Source organism: Pseudoalteromonas sp. bablab_jr011, assembly GCF_016464045.1.
GTDB classification, from domain to species: domain Bacteria; phylum Pseudomonadota; class Gammaproteobacteria; order Enterobacterales; family Alteromonadaceae; genus Pseudoalteromonas; species Pseudoalteromonas lipolytica.
Genome location: NZ_JACDWU010000079.1, coordinates 23,565 through 42,435, shown reverse-complemented (window position 1 = coordinate 42,435; position 18,871 = coordinate 23,565). Strand labels below are relative to the sequence as shown.

18 protein-coding genes are annotated in these 18,871 nt (G+C 46.6%); 5 read left to right on the top strand and 13 right to left on the bottom strand.

The window, feature by feature from the left end:
* Positions 1–39: 39 nt before the first annotated feature.
* The 13 genes from JIG41_RS02155 to JIG41_RS02095 form a co-directional block, all read right to left on the bottom strand.
* Entirely contained in the window at positions 40–1,113 is a 1,074-nt protein-coding gene (locus tag JIG41_RS02155; RefSeq protein ID WP_063529582.1) for a primase-helicase zinc-binding domain-containing protein, read from the bottom strand.
* 91 nt (positions 1,114–1,204) lie between these two features.
* Entirely contained in the window at positions 1,205–1,546 is a 342-nt protein-coding gene (locus JIG41_RS02150; RefSeq protein ID WP_011788518.1) for a hypothetical protein, read from the bottom strand.
* Positions 1,546–2,043, bottom strand: a complete 498-nt coding sequence (radC, locus tag JIG41_RS02145; RefSeq protein WP_188727049.1) for a RadC family protein — start codon at positions 2,041–2,043, stop codon at positions 1,546–1,548. The genes JIG41_RS02150 and radC overlap by 1 nt, the downstream gene beginning before the upstream one ends.
* Positions 2,044–2,126: 83 nt before the next feature.
* Positions 2,127–3,782, bottom strand: a complete 1,656-nt coding sequence (locus JIG41_RS02140) for a VWA domain-containing protein (RefSeq protein ID WP_199524200.1) — start codon at positions 3,780–3,782, stop codon at positions 2,127–2,129.
* A gap of 69 nt (positions 3,783–3,851) precedes the next feature.
* Positions 3,852–4,292 carry a hypothetical protein gene (locus JIG41_RS02135; protein WP_199524199.1) on the bottom strand — a complete coding sequence of 147 codons (441 nt, stop codon included), beginning with the start codon at positions 4,290–4,292 and terminating at the stop codon, positions 3,852–3,854.
* Positions 4,293–4,353: 61 nt separating this feature from the next.
* Positions 4,354–5,307 (bottom strand): DUF3150 domain-containing protein, encoded by a 954-nt coding sequence (locus JIG41_RS02130; RefSeq protein WP_033931126.1) that lies wholly within the window; start codon positions 5,305–5,307, stop codon positions 4,354–4,356.
* Between the two features lie 98 nt (positions 5,308–5,405).
* Positions 5,406–6,173, bottom strand: a complete 768-nt coding sequence (locus JIG41_RS02125) for a hypothetical protein (protein WP_025574387.1) — start codon at positions 6,171–6,173, stop codon at positions 5,406–5,408.
* Complete coding sequence (locus JIG41_RS02120; RefSeq protein ID WP_199524198.1) at positions 6,173–7,132, bottom strand: AAA family ATPase; 960 nt, start codon at positions 7,130–7,132, stop codon at positions 6,173–6,175. Before JIG41_RS02120 ends, JIG41_RS02125 begins: the two co-directional genes overlap by 1 nt.
* 209 nt (positions 7,133–7,341) lie before the next feature.
* On the bottom strand, positions 7,342–8,358 hold the full coding sequence (locus JIG41_RS02115; RefSeq protein ID WP_199524197.1) for a YqaJ viral recombinase family protein: 1,017 nt from the start codon (positions 8,356–8,358) through the stop codon (positions 7,342–7,344).
* 60 nt (positions 8,359–8,418) lie between these two features.
* The gene (locus tag JIG41_RS02110) at positions 8,419–8,562 is read right to left on the bottom strand and encodes a hypothetical protein (protein ID WP_199524196.1); all 144 of its coding nucleotides are present in this window, start codon (positions 8,560–8,562) and stop codon (positions 8,419–8,421) included.
* A gap of 81 nt (positions 8,563–8,643) precedes the next feature.
* On the bottom strand, positions 8,644–9,462 hold the full coding sequence (gene bet / locus JIG41_RS02105; protein WP_000414662.1) for a phage recombination protein Bet: 819 nt from the start codon (positions 9,460–9,462) through the stop codon (positions 8,644–8,646).
* Between the two features lie 79 nt (positions 9,463–9,541).
* Complete coding sequence (locus JIG41_RS02100; RefSeq protein WP_000795986.1) at positions 9,542–9,961, bottom strand: single-stranded DNA-binding protein; 420 nt, start codon at positions 9,959–9,961, stop codon at positions 9,542–9,544.
* Positions 9,962–9,976: 15 nt separating this feature from the next.
* A complete protein-coding gene (locus JIG41_RS02095) occupies positions 9,977–10,303 on the bottom strand; it encodes a hypothetical protein (protein ID WP_000455722.1) in 327 nt (108 codons plus the stop codon).
* A gap of 367 nt (positions 10,304–10,670) precedes the next feature.
* On the opposite strand from JIG41_RS02095, the gene JIG41_RS02090 reads away from it, so the two are divergent.
* The 5 genes from JIG41_RS02090 (at position 10,671) to JIG41_RS02070 (ending at position 18,745) form a co-directional block, all read left to right on the top strand.
* The gene (locus JIG41_RS02090) at positions 10,671–11,273 is read left to right on the top strand and encodes a hypothetical protein (RefSeq protein WP_015066579.1); all 603 of its coding nucleotides are present in this window, start codon (positions 10,671–10,673) and stop codon (positions 11,271–11,273) included.
* A 431-nt stretch (positions 11,274–11,704) separates the two neighbouring features.
* Positions 11,705–12,676, top strand: coding sequence for an AAA family ATPase (locus tag JIG41_RS02085; RefSeq protein ID WP_020744900.1), 972 nt, complete (start codon positions 11,705–11,707; stop codon positions 12,674–12,676).
* Positions 12,677–12,690: 14 nt separating this feature from the next.
* Entirely contained in the window at positions 12,691–15,069 is a 2,379-nt protein-coding gene (locus JIG41_RS02080; RefSeq protein WP_015066576.1) for a S8 family peptidase, read from the top strand.
* A 77-nt stretch (positions 15,070–15,146) separates the two neighbouring features.
* Positions 15,147–17,072 (top strand): ATP-dependent endonuclease, encoded by a 1,926-nt coding sequence (locus JIG41_RS02075; protein ID WP_015066575.1) that lies wholly within the window; start codon positions 15,147–15,149, stop codon positions 17,070–17,072.
* Positions 17,069–18,745 (top strand): UvrD-helicase domain-containing protein, encoded by a 1,677-nt coding sequence (locus JIG41_RS02070; RefSeq protein WP_015066574.1) that lies wholly within the window; start codon positions 17,069–17,071, stop codon positions 18,743–18,745. The genes JIG41_RS02075 and JIG41_RS02070 overlap by 4 nt, the downstream gene beginning before the upstream one ends.
* Positions 18,746–18,871: the final 126 nt, after the last annotated feature.

The window sequence follows — 18,871 nt, the reverse complement described above, 5'->3', positions numbered from 1 at the left end:
ATATGCAAGGCGCAAAAAAAGGGGCCGAAGCCCCTTGGATTAGATATGAACTTTAGGAAAGCCCATGGCACCGTAAACATTCAGCACATCATTCCAATCCCAACTTTTCACGCCAAGTGACGTTGGTATCGGAGGGATCAGGACTTGTGTCAGAATGCCTTTTTGCCAGGCTTTTTTCTTGAGTTCATTCGCTGCATTCAGGCTGGTCTCAGAGAGATCGTGATCTGCCCAGATGTACAGCATTTTCACATTACTTGGTGGTTCAAACCTAGCCAGTAGCGTTGCATTCACAACCGACCAACATGTTTGTCCCGTAGCTCTGGTAACCGCTAAAGCTGTTTCGATGCCTTCAGAAACACCTAGTACTTCACCAGGCTCACCTATCGGAATGGCACCACCTGTGATTGTTCTGTCACTTGGTATCGGCATCATCTTTTTAGGCTTTTCAACCGGCGCTTTGAATCCATCTTTACTTAGGTAGATCCGATGGAACGTGGCCGAACGCCCTTGCTGAGTAACGATTTTACCTAGCAGTGCTGGGTAGCTATCGATAAACTGGCCATCTTCATCATGGTAAGGCAAGTTTGGATGAAACCTCAGCACCGAATCCCATTCAGGACGAAGCCGGATAACAATGCCACGACGATGCATGTAGTTCCAAACTGGTTGCGCACGAGTATCTGCAAGAGAAAACGTTTCTCCCCAGGTTTGATTCAAGCGATAGATAATCGCTTTGTCCTCTTCCTGCTTTTTAGCCTTCCAATCAACAGCGTTACTCGGTATTGGCCGAGTAGGCGCTTGTATTTGTCCGGGTTGAATACCTAGAACTTGGCCGATTGCTTCAATAGACTGAGCAAAGTTCCATCCATTAATCCAAGACAACAGTTCAAAGCCATCATGAAAGATACCGCAGGTGTTACAAACGCCACCTCCGGTATATTCAGCATCTTTGAATAGCCTAAAGCCATCACGACCGCCATGAACAGGACACGCCACATGACGGCCTTTTCGAGCAATGGCGGCATCAAGTTCTGGCACCAATGCCGCTAATACTTGAAGCCATTGGCCATTAAGATATGGCCTTACTGTTTCAATTTGTAAAGGTAACGCCATATAACCTCCTTAAGTTAAAAGCCGACTCCTACCACTGGTGGTAAAAGTCAGCTTGGGTCCTGCATTGAGCCGTTTGGTTAATGCAGGAACGTTAGTCAAGCTGGATACCATGTCGTCTTAATAGCCACATGATGGAATCACGAAGCACATCAGGATCGACAACCGCAGCCATTGCGCAAACACGAAAGCAAAATGGCGCTAATTCGTCATTTTGAATCCACGACAACACATCCTTGCGCAACCGAGTGCTGACACGACCGTCCAGCAATACTCGGATCGCATCCAATAGAATGCCTTCGCGTAACTGCCAGATTTCCGTGTCAGACCAAGTGACTGGGGCATCATCAAACTCAAATAGAAATTCGAGCTGTGCTGATGTGTGCTGATGGGACTGCTTTTGTGATGTAGGAGAATGGGCAATACGCCCATTCATTACAGATAACCGCGTTCGGCAAGCGAAACGCAGCCCTCGGATGCGACCACGACATGGTCAAGCGTTCGAATATCAACAAGTGACAAGGCGTCACGAAGTCGATGAGTGATGCGTTTATCAGCTTCACTGGGTTCAGGATCACCCGATGGATGGTTATGAACCAGTATCACTGCTGCCGCATTAAGTTTCAATGCCCGCTTTATTACTTCCCTTGGATATACGCTCGCCGCATCTAAAGTGCCTTTAAATAGCTCTTCAAATCGAATAACGCGATGCTTTGTATCAAGAAACAGCACGCCAAAGACTTCGTGCTCATACTCGTGCATCAGTGTTTGCAGGTATGAGAACGCCGACGATGGCTGTTCAATTTTTCGACCTTTACTCAATCGACTACGGGCAAGCTTAAGCGCCATATCTAAGATATCCGCTTCAGTCACTTGCTCAGGAACGATATAAGTACCGGCCTCTTCGCCAGCTAAGAACTTTTTGTTTTTCATAGGAGTCTCCAAAAAAAAGCGGAGACGAACCCATGCCCTGAAGGGGACGGAATCGTCCCCGCAGGGTGGTAAAATTGATGTGGTTACTGAATTAACAGTTGTTGTGTTACTTCGAATAACTCACGCTTCAGATCTTTGACGTCGTTAATCACGATGCTTTGAGGAAAGAATTTCTCAACACTGCGTGTTTGAATCCCTATTCCCAGCAGCTCAAAGCCACTTCGTCTGCACCGGTCAACAATGTCATGCGTGGCAGCCCAATCATCTGGGTCACCATCCGTTAGCACTATCATTAGCTTTCGCTTCTGTTTTTGCGCTAACAAACTGTTTGCCGCAAACCACATCGCTTGTGCCATAGGCGTACAACCTCGTGGTTTTTGGTCAAAACAGGCGGCCCGATGTCGAACCGATTGCTTGGGCAATAACGCGATAGAAACTTCCTGATGAATACCCGGAAAATAACTGACCGCAGGTACAACACCCGGTATGCCTTCCAGTGCCATGGCTAAAGCCAAAGCGGCTTCATTGGCAACATGAAAGTACTTTCGATTACCTTCGCCAATGGGTTTACCCATTGAGCCCGATATATCGACAAGCAAGTGCACAGCAGCATTAGGCGCAATGCGCGGCTGCCTTTGAATAAACAATCTCGATTCACCTGCTTGTGAGGCGGCAAGACGATGGGTTGCAACTCGAAGACCGTGCCGTTTGGCATGATTCCGATTGTCCTGACTGGACTGAACCATGCCCCTAAGCCTGGCTCGAATTTGAGCGGACTCAGACGCCGATAAGGTCAAAATGGCCTCATCACCCAACATAGCCTGCTCTGCTTGGGGCAAACTGAGTGGTGTGACGCCCTGATGTCCTTCAGCTTGTTCCGACAACACTTCTGCCACTTGTGCAAAGGTATCGGGTTCAAACTGAGCGGCACTGGCCTCTAAGGCTTGTCGCAAATTGTCAGCTTGATCAGAGTTATCTGAATCACTCGTTTCAGCAGCATCCCCTGTTGCAGACGAGTCTGTTTCTGGGGTTTGACTGTCACTACTGTTATTGCTGTCATTACTCGCATCTTGTCCAATGTCATTACCGCTATCAGCATCCGACTCATCCTGTGGTGGACGAGATTCTTCCTCCAACATGGCAACAATGGCATCGACAAGTTTCAGCACTTCACCTGTAGATGCCAGGCTAGGCACTGCTGTCAGCATGGCGCTTAACCGGCTCATCGCTGCGGCAGGAAAGAGTTGTCTCACTCTTTCATCGACTGCTTGATACAAAGGCGTCAGTGCTTTCTGACCGAGAAAATGGCATCTCAAACGGAACAACAACCATGCTTGCAAGTTAGATGCAGGCTCAGGCTGTTCAGGTACACACATTTGCTGTGTGTCCACCATGTACTCAATCACTTGCGAAATACTGCGCCGGGTTCCGGGGTAATCCTTTGCCAATTCGTTTTCAATGCGAACGTCCTCAATGATATTGAGAAGTGCCTTACGGATCGGCTTGGACGACGCCTTCTGCACCATGTCAAAATTGGTATGCCGAATATGCGCCGCTTCATGAGCCAGATAACCCCAAGCTATCTGTTGATAGTGTGGGTCGTCTGGGTTTGCTGTTGGGATCACAATCCGCTCACCATCGGTAAACGCATCTTGTCCTTGAATAAGCACCTTCACACCAAACTTTTCGCCATAAGCAGCGGCAACGATTGGCAGTGCGTTTTTTAATGGATGATTCATGGGAGTCTCCTAATCATTAGGGGGAATACTCCCTCAGCGGGAGCGTTTCCCCGCTGGGAATGTAAGTGTTTAAACCTGTGCTTTTAGCTTATCCAGGTCGTATTTTTGACCTAACCAAGCCACCAATTGGGCTGGACTCTCGTGCTGCTCAAATGACGTTTTAAGCTGGTCTAAACTCAGGATGTCATCCAATGTCAGACCGTACTGGTCTTGTAACTGAGTAGACACCTCGTGTTGATATTGCAGCCAAGCTCGCTCATGAGCGGTTTGCTGCAATGCCATGTTTGGAACAAATACCATGGCCGTTACCCAAGCTCCTTGTGCGTCCGCATCTGCGATCAGCACAGGGTTCTTGGGGATCACGACACTATGTGTTGGGTACGACCGTTGTACTAACGTTCGACAACACGCCACTTCTGGTATCGATTCACCTTCAACCGCATCAGTCACACCACGAAAATGTGCTTCAAACTGGTTCAGTTGGCTGGGGTTATGGATGGTTGATTGCATAATTTCCTCTTACATAGTTCAGAGGACATGCGCCCTTAAGGGCAACATGCCCTCAAGGACGTTAGAAATAAAATGAGTTTGGTACAGTCGAACCAAGGTTTGGTCTGACGGTTGGTTGTGGTATTGCACTTAAGTTATCTGCCTGAGCAGATACTGGCTGTGCGGGTTTAGGTTCAGGTTTGGGCATCAGTTGTCTGATATCCAATTGACCTTCACCGTGCATTCTCATCTTGTCTGGATCAGACAAAATTAAAATGGTCGCCATCAGTTCGTGATAGAGATTGTCTGTCACAGGGCCGGTCTTCGGCAGACGAACAAATAAATTGTCCATCGCTTCGACCATCGGCTGAACTCGATGATCCAGGAATGACAAACCATCCAACTTGTCTCTTAACCGTTTGAGAGGATTAAGGGCTCGCTGGCTGATTTGATTCTTACCTGCAACGGAACGCTCAAACAGTTCATTGGCATCACGAGCCACCTCCCTAAAGAGGGTGTGTCCCATACCATTGACCTTGTCATCTAAGCCACCAGCTTGGTCAGCCGGTTGCATTCGATAGATGGCATAATCGAACTGAAGCCGTTGTTCCACGTCTTCGATGGGTGATAATGCACGTCGGATTGCATCTGCAAATTCCGGGTGTTTTGCAACCCAGTCAAACGTCACCTGATCATAGTTGTCCAAGAACAACTGCTTGCACTGCGCAAACTCCTGACCGATCCGGTCAAGCTCTGGAACAATCTGATCAATTCGGTCTTCAGGGACGGCATAGCCACCTAAAAACCGCACACCGACTTGCTCACACAAGCGCTGCGCTTCTTTCTTAAGCCGTTCAAAGTTCGCCAATGCCTCAGGGTCGCAAATTTTTTTACTCCCTAAGCTGGCAACATCCTTCGGTGGAAGTTGGCTGCCATTGGCTAATCTGAAATCTTCAGGCCTTAGTTTTTTTCTACCGCTCCAGATGGAACAGTCGATGTGACAAATCAAAAGTTTGTCGAGGGTTTGAATACTCATAGTGCATCCTCATGTAAGATGGGGACGCACCACTCCCAACAGGAGCAATGGCCCCCGTTTGGGTGGTAGTAGTTGACGCGCTAATGGCAATACCACTATCAGAAATAGTAATTTTGCGAATCAGGCGACGATTGGTTGAGATCGATTTTCGCAGGCATTAAATCCAGTGCTTCAGCTATCGGGCGAACCCGCTCTAAATCACTGCCTAACAGCCTCAATACATCTTTTTCCAACTTCAGTTGGTCAGATACTTCTATCCCTTCAGGACTCGCTACTGTGAGCGAACACAGTGGTGGTAATTGACGCTTAAAGGCCAGTAACAGCAACAATGGCCACGGGCCATCATCAGTGTTAACAATGCCAGCGCCTTCACCTGACACCATGCTGATTTGATTGGTACTAGGTAATCCGCTTTTGCAAAACCCTAATGACCATTCTCCAATCCTGACCTGGTTATCATCAATAACAGCCAAGCCATAGGCTTCAAGCAGCTTTGCCATATCGAACAACGCTTTTTGCGCCAGCGATATTTGGCCATTGACGTCCTTGCGAGTACGAAACTCCCAACTGACGTTATTGGCACACGCGACGCTATCTAGCGCATTTGAGAGTTCAAATGGCCGCCCTTGATGATCAATGCCGACTTGTCCAACAAGTCGATAACCCTTGTTGATTTTCTCATTGATTCGTCGGTCTGCTTCAGCGTTAGGATCAGTCGAATCAATCAATCGCTGCTGCGACAGTTGACCTGCTTTTCCAAATCGAACTTCAATCTCCTGGTTATCTGATCCAACGTAAATGGCCCATTCTTTGGCTGTCCCATCAGAATGACTGTAACGGTAAAGAGCAAAGCACTTTTCCATCATCAATCCTCCCAGTGATCACCGAAGACATCAGCGGCAATACGGTGAATGGCTTCACGTTGCTCCAACTCAGCACGAGCCGTCAAAGACCGAACCAGTGCATATTCCACTGCGTTAGGAGCGCCTTTAAAAGCAAGTGTTAACTTTGCCCAGCGCACCAAGGTCCGAGTGGACATGGTGATACTAAGCTCAGCACCGCCATCCGCGCCCCCAATAAAAAGACGACGAATGTCACCAGCTACTTTCACCATTTTTTGGCGAAAGACTTCTGGCAAGCCCGGCGCAACGTTCTCCAGAATGGCTTCTTCTACAGATGGCTCTGCATAGGTCGCTTCAATGATTCTAAAGCGATCAAGGAAAGCCAAATTCTGTTGGAGCACACCTTGATACAAGCCCGTTTGGTCACCGCTGCCCGCACTGTTGCCGGTAGCGATAAAACGAAACTTGATATGTGGCATGATGATCTCTCCGCCATTTTGTGCGATGACCAACGGGGCACCTTCCAAAATGTCATTGAGCCCAGCCAGTTCAGCTGGCTCAGCAAGATCCATTTCATTAATGATCAGCAAATGGCCATGCTTGACAGCCAGTGCCAGTGGTCCATACACAAAGGTCATGTTGCCATTAACCAGTGTGTGGTGACCGATAAGATCGGACAACTCCAATCGACCGTGCGCAGTAATTTGCTGAACAGGCCAATTCAATCGAGAAGCAACTTGGCAAATTAGCGAGGTCTTACCGCATCCGGTGGGGCCTGTAATATACAAACCGTCACCGTCTGGGTTAGACAAGAACGCCAATACGTCACGTAAGTCTTCTTTTCTAAAAACATACTCGTCCTTACGAACGGGAATGTTTGGATGGGTAGTGTCGGCACTAAATCCTTCCAGAACGAAAGCATCAGGAGCCGGGACATTAAACGCTTGATTCACTTGAACCAAAAATGGGGAATGTTCAGTCATGGTAAACCTCATTAGTTTTAACGAGGCCCCATGCCCCAACAGGGAATGAAGTCCCCGTCGGGTGGTGTGTGGATTGTGGTATGGCTGTGTATGTAAGAGTTCAGCTCGCTCTATCATTCGTACCCAGCATTGGCTACGAGTGAAACTGCTTTCTGATGCACTCGATGTAAGCGCATGAGAAAGGAGCCGAAATCGGCTCCAAGTGAACGTTAAAAATAAAATGAGCTCGGCGAGTCACCTGGCAGAACCAAGTTCTCTTGCTCAAGGCTGATTTTGATTGGTGTTTCAACGGGCTGCTCTGGCTTATTGGTGCTGATACGCAACCGCTCTTGTGGCGCTTTTCGGTAAGCGGCTAAAACCTGTTCGTCCAGTTCGCCTAATTTATCGGTGGCCAATTGCTTATAGTCCACCGTACTCGCCATCATGTAGCGGCTGAGTTTGACCCCAGCATAATCCGCATGAGCGTAGTTACCCATCATGGCGACCAATTTCGACTGAGCGTCTCGCATGTCCTCTTTCAAAGATTTAATGTGATTTTCCAGTCGAACCACTTCGGCATGTGCTGAGCAATACTGGCGAGACAGCGATGTCCAGCGGTATTGCGCTTCACCCTTGGGAACAAAACAATCTTGCTCAGGGCATTTTGACGGTTCTTTTTTGGTCTGTACTAACTCCCAAAACTGAAGCGCTGTTTCTTGCAACTCAGTTAAGAACGCCGCGTCTCGTTGTATTTCAAACTCAACCAGTTGATCCTCAAAATAGAATACCAACCAACCACGCGTGCTATTGGCGACCAGTATTTGATGTTGTACCTGCACCCAATACAACTGGTACGCCTCACTTTGTTCTCGGTGAGCTTGCACATCCTCAAAAACTGACTGACAAGGACATTTCAATTCAACGGGTTCGCCCGCATCGTTGATGCCATCAAAGCTGGCTCGAAAGATTGCGTTATGATCGGCTTCAGCACATAACGGCAAAAGAAAGTCATTGTGCGCATTCTCAAATGCTCGCCTTGCTTGAGGCTCCAACCGTATACCGCGAAGCACATTTGGATTATTCGACAGGTCTTCCGGTAAAACGAATCCAGTTTTTTCTGCCCATAATCGCCAAGGTGTTTTGTAGGGTGAACGCCCCATAATAATTGGGGCTTCAGATGCCGTAACCCCTGCAATGCGCCACTGGTGCCATGCAGGAGTACGTTGTGATAGGTCGATAACCTTCATATTGCCTCCTTTGAGGGGAGACTCCCCCGAAGGAGAGAACTCCCCTTCAGGGTTAAGTGGTTACTTTGCAGCTTGTGCTAACGCTGTTTGGTGCTGAACAACACTTGCTTGAACCGAATCAATTGCCGCTTTACCGGCTTGAATCGACCCTAAGACAAAGGCAACAACCAATACCAAGCGAAAAAGTGAGGCTGATTTAGTCATGGAAGATCTCCAAAAAAAGACGAGACCTTCCCCCTGACGGGAGAATAATCCCGCCAGGGTTAGTAAACTAAATGCGTGGCGCTAAGAAGCTAAAGGCTGTGTGAGCGCTTTCGCTGCTTGTTGCTGTGCATTAAATATTTCTTGTTTCGCAAACGTCAGTTCAACACCTTGAAAATGTTCATTGGCATATTCCAATGCACTATTCCAAGCGTTTGAAGCTTCCGCCCGCTCGATAAGCTTGTAAACAAGCCCTCGGGTTCGATCATCAACTTGCTCGGGTGGAATCACAGATGGCTCAACAACATGTGTTGCTTGGCCTTCGATAATTCGCTCCGCTTCGTCTTGATCGAAAATTCCCACAAAGCCAAACGCAATGCGAGAACACTGGATCATGGATTTATGTCTTAGCATTCGCTTAGTGTGCGTCTGCCATGGACCATCTACACGATAAGGGCCATTTTTGCCGTTACCTTCAAAAGGCGGTCGATAGACTTCATCCAGATACTCAGTGATTTTGACTGGGTGCGAACGGTCGCGCCGGTAGATGATGCATTCCATCCATTCCGGGCATTCTTTCGCGCCATCCAGTGAGACTTTGTTTTCTGAAGTCTTAAACTCCATGCCATCAAACTGGTCGTGTTGATTGATGATGCGAGACCAGCCATCGACACCTACCACTGGAATAATTCCAGCTTGCTTATCAGGGAACGCAAAAATCTCTTTGGTGAAAGGGTTCAAGCCGTACTGATCTGCAACCACCAAGAGCGCCATCATCTGCTCATTGGTCGGTGCACTACCGTCACGTTGCTTGAATGCTGTTGCTTTTAGGGTATCGAACAACTTGTTTGGATCGACACTAAAGCGCTCAGCAAAGCGTTGGATTAGCTTTGGTTTTTCCATTGTGGACTCCGACAATCAAAGTGGGAGTCTGCCCCTGACGGGAAAGTACTCCCGGCTGGGTTAAAGCGTTTTCGCTCGGTTAAAAATCTGGTTCAGGATAAGTTTGTGCCCAATTAGTTTGGGAGCCCGCATCATCCGCCGGTGATGGCTCAGATGCTTTGTTCACACTATCAAGAAGCAGAAACTCGTCCGCGTCCACTTCGGTCAATCGATGTTTAATGCCATCTTTCTCCCATGAGCGCGTGCGCTGAGGCCCTTGAACAAAAAGCTTTGCTCCTTTTTGGATTAAATCTTTTGCCCTGAGCCCTAACTTAAATCCACCACGATCTCGAAAAACGACCCGATGCCATTCCGTATGCTCTTTGAGCTCATTGGATTGACGGTCGCGCCATTTCTCAGAAGTGGCCAGCGAAATGCTGGTCACCAAATCACCTGATGGATAGGCTCGCGTCTCTGGCTCAGAGCCAACGTAGCCTATGAGTGTTACTTGGTTTTTCATGATGTTCTCCTCGTCTTAGTTGAACTCTGTGCACACAGTCGCTTCTACCCGGCTGGGCAAAGAAGACTGACGACGCAGATAGGTTGGTATTTCGAGTAAAGCCATGTCGTACTGATGTGGCTCTTTGTAAAACGCAGATGTCAAACGGGGCATACCAGGAGCTTTAGGCACTGCCATTGGACGACGTTTTGGTGTTGGTGTGAGCAATCGCTTGATTTGAGTAAGTACAAATCGAAACGGGCGCACGCTTTGACGAGCAAGCAATCGCAAAAGCGACCAGCTCAGTTTTGCAAGCAACATAATGCCTGCGATTTGGATAATAAATCCGAAGATATATTCCATTGGTGACTCCTTATGTTGGTTTTGAAGGAGTCACCCCCAACTGGGGAAAACTCCCCCAGCTGGGTGGTGAAAAGGCGAACCGTAAGGAACGCATGGTTGAGCATGTAAAAACATGCAGGCTATTTGTTTAAGGAGGCTAGCTACCTCTTAGTACCACTGAGAAAACTCAGCGGCGGGCTTCCTTTGAGCTCATGCTCTCAGGCGCAGATATCACTGAAACAGATCAGCAATATTTGATAGTCAGTGTAACCGTCTTATCCAGACAGGATAGTTAGAAAGATGCTCAATTCTTCCACCTAGCTGAAAGGCCATTACCTCACAGAGGATTAGTCTAGGGACTGATTATTGTCATATCAGGAGCAAACTTATGGCCCAAGCAAAACCCAATTACTCAAAACCCATCTTTGAACAATCATTCACAATTAACAGCTTACAGGCGCAACGTGTCGTTGACCGTGTTTTTAGGCGCACGGTCAGTGCGCTCTACGGAATCGATGTCATCCTACGCATCATTGGCGATGAGAACGAAATTGATGAAGTGGAACAGATCATTAGCCAGCTGATCGAGGATTGCGCTATGGCGGTAGACAACGAACAAGCTCGTTTGGACAAACTGATGGAGTCCAACGGTATCGATGAAGTACCTGACTACACCGATCCGATTACCTTCAACGCCAAAATCAGCTCGCCTCAGGTTGGCCAGTTTGTTGGCTTAGTGCGCAAACTCGATGCGTTGATGATCTCAATGGACACACTCTGGTTATCTAGCGTGCTTAGCAACAAGCAACGCGTTGATGGCAACTACGCATGGCAACAGCGCATTATCAAACTTGCACGACGCATTATTGATATCGAAATTCGAGCACGAAAATCAGCCCAAGCTAAGGGTAAAGAAGCAGAAGTTGAGCAAGCGGTGCCTTCAACCGATGACGATATCACTGAAGAGGAAACAGATAACCCCGCCAACTAGCCAACTAGGCTCCCATCAACCAGCCCCTCTCGAAGGGGCACTATATCGCTATCCATGCTATCGGTAATGAGTTCAATAAACAGTATACAATGTACGCATAATGCAGTACATTGTATTGCTTATTTATCATGGAGAAGCACAGTGTCGCGTTCCAAAGAAGAGACTTTGTCAATACGAACATCTAAAGAAATCAAGCTGTTGCTAAAAGCAGCAGCGGAAAAAGAACATCGCTCTCAAGCGTCTATGATAGAAATACTAATTTTGGATTATGCAAAATCGAATGGGCTAAGCACCATCATAGCCTCAGATAATACTAAGTAGTTACGTCTGATTATTTTAAATCGTTATTAATATGATGAAATAATTAGTATTTAATACGATAAACGACTGAGTAATTCGATTATAAATGAACATTGCAAAGGGGAATAATAGTGGCTAACGGTAAAATACTGAGACAGTTGATTAGGGCTGGAACCATTGGTGATTCCGAGGCCTTTCGGCTTGCTTCAGAAGCTGTTATTCAAGATGAGCGTCAAAAGCAACATCACCTTCTTGCAAATGATCTTGAGCAGATATTGTATGGTGAGCATTTAAGACCGCTTAAACAAAATGGACGTAACGCTTTGCCTACTCCTCCTGTAGATAAAGAGCGAGGACTACCACTTTTAGATGTTCGACAAGCTCAGCGACCAATAGAAGAAATGGTTTTACCTGAATCTAGTATCGCACCCATCGAGGAACTTCTTGAGGAACACCGCCGTGTCGATGTACTGAGAAGTTTTGGAATGAAGCCTTCTGGAAAAATTATTTTTCATGGTCCTCCAGGTTGCGGGAAAACCTTAGCAGCTGAGGTCATTGCTTTTGAGCTTGATTTACCTCTTGCAATTGTTCGTCTCGATGCGTTGGTATCTTCTTTTTTGGGTGAAACAGCCGCGAATCTTCGCAAAGTTTTTGATTTTGTTTCTGAACATTCTATGGTGGTTTTATTTGATGAATTTGACGCCATAGGCAAAGAACGTTCTGACTCAGGTGAACATGGTGAGTTACGCCGCGTCGTTAACGCAGTGCTTCAGATGATGGACGCTTATCAAGGGAAGAGTCTAATTTTAGCAGCTACAAACCATGAGCACATTTTAGACAGTGCTATCTGGCGACGCTTCGATGAAAAAATTGACTTCCCATTACCTGATGAGCTGCAAATACAACAAATTCTTTCACTCAAATTGCGTGGTGTACGTCGCCAATTTGAGTTAGATGATAAATCTATCCTCGGGATATTTTCTACAAAGAGTGGCGCTGATATTGAACGTATTGTTCGTAGAGCAGTAAAAAGGATGATCCTACGTAGTCAGGAATTTTTGACCGTTAAGGACTTGAAGCAAGCAGCTTCTCGAGAAAGTTAAAAAAGGGACTAGGAATGGCTAATTATGAACATCTTAAGATTGAAAGAGAACTGCTTGAAAATGAACGTAGAACAAGGAAAGTCAATATCCCAAAACATCCACGAGGTGATCTTCGGGGGCATGGTCAAAAATTATCTAGAGACTTAACTGAATCAATCAGATTCGCACAAAGTCAGCAAACGTCACGTCCGGGTAATTTTGTACTGAAAATTCGTTATACAGGACTTCTCGATATTACCCATCTAAACAAACATGGTATCGAGTTTGTAAGCCAAGAAGACAATCATCTGTGTGTTGTTTTTGTTGATGAAACCGGAATGACTGTGTTTGAAGATCACCTGCAACGCTTAGGTTTGGACGAGACAGAATTGACGTACAAGCAGATTCTCGAGGCCATAGAGGGAATCGATAACTGGACAAGTGATGACCGGAAAAGTTGGGCTCTAAGAAGGCATGGCTTACCAAGGTCAGAGAAGTTTCTCTTAGATGTAGAGCTTTGGCCTGTAGCTGTTGCTCATCACCCAGAGAGATTAAGCACTTGTGATGCATTTGAGCGTTGGCTAGCTCATAACGGAATACGGCGAACAGATAAAGTTAACCTTGATAGCTTAGTAATGTACCGTTTGGAGGTTAACTCTAGTCAGGCTAATCTACTGCTGAATCACTCTGATGTCAGACTTGTTGATCTCCCCCCCAAGAGCGGTATTCGCTATAGCCAACTAAATTGTGACATCAATAGAATTCCTGAAGGAATACAATCCCCTACTCATCAAGCTGCAAGAGTTTGCGTCCTTGATAGCGGAGTAAATACTAACCACCCCCTGTTGGCACCCGCAATTGCGGAAAGTGCAGACTTTATTGGTGATACAGACGGCATGGATTTGAATGGTCATGGCACTGCTGTTGCTGGTGTAGCTCTGTATGGTGACTTGGAAGCGTGTAACTCAACAAATTATTGGCACCCTGAACTTTGGATTTTCAATGGTAGAATTCTTGATGAGAATGCAGAATTTGACTCCAGTTCTATCGAAAAAACTCTCATTGAAGCTGTAACCTATTTTGTCGAAGAACACCAATGTCGGATTTTCAATTTGTCGTTAGGGAATTCCAATGCACCTTACGATAATCGTCATATTCGAGGAATTGCGTATGTCTTGGATAAATTGGCTAGGGACTTCAATATCTTATTTGTCGTTTCTGCTGGGAACTTCTCAGGCTCTATCGATCCAGATGTGCCAAGACATAGCTGGAGAGACGAGTTTCCAGAATACCTTCTAGCTGACGAAAGTATTATCATAGATCCAGCTCCGGCACTAAACGTTCTAACGGTGGGAAGCTTGGCTCGACATAATGCGACTTTCGATGCTCAACGGTATCCTGAAATTGGGCAATTGGCTCCAGCCACAGAAAATCAACCATCCCCATTTACACGTCACGGTCCCACTATTAAAGGTGCAATTAAACCCGAGCTGGTAGCTATGGGTGGAAACTTGGCTTCTCCAATAAGAACAGGCAACGAACTCAATGCAGTTATGCGAGGCATGGGGGTACTGACCTGTAATAGTCGATTCGTTGGGAACACATTGTTTAGCGAAATTAGCGGAACAAGTTTTGCGGCACCTTACATTACCCATCTTGCAGGTCGTTTATTGAATAACTACCCGAAGGCTTCTGCTAATTTGCTCAGAGCACTACTGGTTAATCATGCGAATATGCTGTCGGAGATTGAAAGCAGCTTTCCTGAAGATATGAAGAAATCTTATAGGAGCGCAAATGGACGAGATGCGTTTAGAGATATAGCTGGTTATGGTGCTGTTGATGAGGGGGAGCTTTTTAGATCTTCACAAAATGCCGTTGTCTTAATGGCTGAAGAGAAAATTGAAAACAACTCGCATCACTTTTTCGAACTGCCGCTTCCCGATGATTTTTTAAGGTCTCAGCGTGCTTCCAGAGAAATTAGAGTTACTCTGTCTTATTGTCCAGCGGTCAGGACAACTAGGATAGACTATGTGGCCACTAAAATGTCTTTTAGGTTAGTCAAAGATCAGTCGCTTGAGTCTGTTCAAAGGCATTTCAATCACAGTACTCAGGATGAAACTAAAACCAGAAATGATGATGCTACAAGTAATAGGGACATAAGTGCTGAATTAAGAGGTAAAGGTACAGTTCAATCTTCAACTTGGCGGATTAAACAGCCGAAGCCTTCTGAAAAGTGGTTTGTTGTAATTACTCGACAAGATAGAGATTGGGGTGAGGCGTTGAGTTTCGAACAAGAAGACTATGCCTTGGTTGTGACTGTCACTGATCGAGAGAATGAGGAAGCCCAGCTGTATAGCCAAATATCACAACGCATAGAGCTTAAGGCTAGAGAACGTGCACGGGCTCGAGTGTAGGGAATTCTTGTTCTGTAAAAATCACCCATGGAACGGGAAGATTTAATTTTTCGGGCCATATGTATTAGGAAAAAAGGATGAAACTGCACAGTATTCGGGTTTCAAATTTTCAGAGTTTTGGTGCTGAACCAACAGAACTGACACTGGAAAATATTACCTATCTGATTGGCCCCAACGGGTCAGGCAAGACTGCTGCACTCCAGGCTTTGTGCCGACTGTTTGCATTTGATCCATCATTACGCCGTATTCAGCGCTCAGACTTCCATGTCCCGCACGATGAACAAGAAGCGCCCGAAGAAAGGCAGTTATGGATTGAGGCGGACTTCGTGTTCCCCGAGTTGGAGGATGAAGAAGATAACTCGACCGTTGCTCCCCATTTCAGTCACATGCGCCTTGATGACCCTGACGGAATTCCTAGGGTACGATATCGCCTAAGTGCCACTATGGGCCTGGATGGGGATATTGATGAGACTTTTGTGTATGTGCTTGAAGCTGGCCCGGATGGTTCGCCTCTAAATCCTCAAACGGTTCCAAGGTCTGAACGAAATCACATACAAGTCCACTATCTGCCCGCAAGAAGAGATCCGACTGACCACATAGCATATGGAACGAACGCGCTGCTTGGCCGCTTGCTACGGGCAGTGAACTGGGAAAATGAACGGGAGGAAGTCAAAGGGTTCACCGACCAGATTAGTGAGAGTTTGGCTGCTAATCCATCGGTCAATGCTTTTAGTGCCCACCTGAAGAAAACTTGGGGCACCCTTCATAAAGGCAGCTACTTTACAGATCCCAAGATTACTTTTGTGGCATCTGAGATCGAGGCGTTGCTTCGTCATTTGTCCGTATCATTCTCGCCTGGACATGATGAACATCTTGTCGATTTTTCCAGACTCAGTGACGGCCAGAAGTCGATGCTCTATCTGTCATTGGTTCTTTCATCTCAAGCAATTGGGCGTGCTGTCCTTGCCGGTGAGGACGGCTCTTTTGACCCAGAAAAATTGCGTCCGCCAGTCTTTACTTTGATTGCCCTTGAGGAACCAGAGAACAGCCTCTCGCCTCACTATCTGGGGCGGATTGTCAGCGCTCTGAACTCCATGACGAGCAACGAGGATGCTCAGGCCCTAATCGCTACGCATGCTCCGTCAATGTTACGACGTGTCGATCCGGAACATATTCGATATCTTCGACTTACCGAAACCCGGCAATCAAGAATTACGAAAATCCAATTACCCGCTAAAACCGATGAAGCGCACAAGTTTGTACGCGAGGCTGTCCAGGCATTCCCTGAGATTTACTTCTCACGTTTGGTTGTGTTGGGTGAAGGGGATAGCGAAGAAATTGTACTACCGCGCCTTTTCCAAGCAAAGGGTGCGCCAGTTGATGAATCAGCGGTTACGATTGCTCCGCTTGGAGGTAGGCATGTCAATCATTTTTGGCGCCTGTTATCAGCACTGCAAATCCCATTTTTGACCCTTCTCGATTTAGATGTGGGCAGATATCAAGCGGGCTGGGGAAGAATAAAGTATGTAAATAACCAACTTGGCTTATATCAACCTGAAAAAGTTCTGCCAAATACTTTTTCTTTATCAGATTGGAATGATGACAAAGTACCTGTTCGTACCCACCACTTCTTTGAAAACGGCACTAAGAGTGTATTTGCAGAGCTGGAAATGCGTGGTGTGTTTTTCTCATTTCCAATGGATTTAGATTTTTCAATGCTCCTTGCTTTCCCAGATGCTTACGGTGTTCAGCAGGAAGTTCCGGATGACTCAACAATTAAAGCCGTGTTAGGCAAGAGCCATCATGACCCATCCCAATATAGCTATGACGAGTTAAATCTTTTCTCTACGTATCACAAGCTTTTTAAACTGGGCAGCAAGCCCGCTGCTCATATCGAAGCTCTCGCTCAACTAAGCGACGAGGATTTGCTGGCGAACATGCCTGAATCATTTGGACGACTCACTGATGCCGTGATCGCCAAGCTTGCGGAACTGCCCGAGTGATTGCTGTAGATGCATGGCTGCCTTCGGATGGGCTAACTCTTGAACCCAATGCACTGCGGGCTGCGAAGGAACAAGCGCGCTGTCTTGCACTGACGGCGGGGCCGGGCGCGGGCAAGACGGAAATGCTTGCACAAAGAGCTGACTTCCTCCTACGAACCGGAACCTGCCGTTATCCGAAGAGAATACTCGCTATCTCTTTCAAAGTTGACGCCAGCAAAAACTTGAAGGAGCGAATCCAGCAACGCTGTGGACAAGAATTGGCTTCCCGTTTTGATAGCTACACATTTCATGCGTTTGCAAAGCGTATTATTGATCGCTTCCGAGTAGTGCTTACTGGTAATGATGCTCTTGATCTGGATTATTCGATTGGCGAAAGAAAAGTCACAAAAAGGCAAATTACATTTCATGATCTTGTACCGCTAGCAATTCAAATTCTTAAGGCCTCCACTGTCGCAAGAAATGCCATACGCCAAACTTACAGCGATGTTTTCTTGGATGAATTCCAGGACTGCACGGATCAGCAGTATGAACTCGTGAAGGTAGCCTTCCAAGGTACGAGCATTCGTCTCACTGCTGTCGGTGATACCAAGCAGAAAATCATGGGATGGGCAGGTGCATTGGACGGAATTTTCCAAACTTTCGCTAGGGATTTTTCAGCGGTCCCATTAAACATGTACCGAAACTTTCGTTCAAAACCACGCCTGCTTCGGATGCAGAACGAGATAATTCGCGTGCTCGATCCGGCTTCCGTCATGCCAGATCACCAACTTGCTGGTGAAGAGGGAGAGGTCTTCGCGTGGCAATTCGAGAATGCCCAGGGTGAAGCTGAGTACTTGGCCGATTTGATTGCCGGGTGGATAAGAAATGAACAGGTTCCGTTATCCGAAATCGCCGTATTAGTGTCCAAACAACTAGATCTTTACGCCAATCACCTGATGGTGGCATTGGAAGTTAGGGGAATACCGTACCGGAATGAGCAGGAGATGCAGGATATTACTGTCGAACCTGCCGCAAGGCTCGTTGTTGACTATTTGTCCTGTCTCTATGGCCAGCGAGAGCCCAAAGCCTGGATTCGGCTGATGAATCAATTGATTCCCTTTGCCGATGACGAGGTGCAGTCTAGCGTCAGGCAAAATTTCCAAAGCTTCTTCAAGGAACAGCGAAAAATCATCGCCATGGCCGAGTTGTTGGATGAACCGTTTTCGGGATGGTGGGATTCTGTGTGTAGATTTTTGAAGAAAATAGGAATGGAGACTCTTGTTGCTCTCTCGCCTGACTATGAGTCACATGCCAGATTAGGTGAAGTTGTGGGAGATACCAAAGCGCGCATTGAAGAATTGCTTGAACTTACCCCCGACTTGCCTCAAGCCTTGACTCGTTTCTCTGATGATCAGGCTGTGCGTATTCTGACTATCCATAAGAGCAAAGGATTGGAGTTCGACTCAACGATAATTTTGGCCGTTGAGAACGAAATATTTTTTGGGGATCAAGATTCTAATCTGTGTGCTTTCTTTGTTGGTGTATCCCGTGCCAAGCGTCGGCTTGTTCTTACATACGCTAAACAACGCGACAGGCCCCTTAACTATGCTAAAAGATGGGATGTAATTCGAACTCCACAACAGGAATATCTTCAATATGCAGCACAGTTTATTACCGATTTAACGCACATTTAAAAAGTCATTAGCTAAACTACTCAGTTCAAAACTTGCAAAGCCATAAACCGTCCTCAAAAACGTTCTCTTTACTAAATATAATGCAACATCTAGCGCGATGTCAGCTCCAAAATATACTGGAGCTGA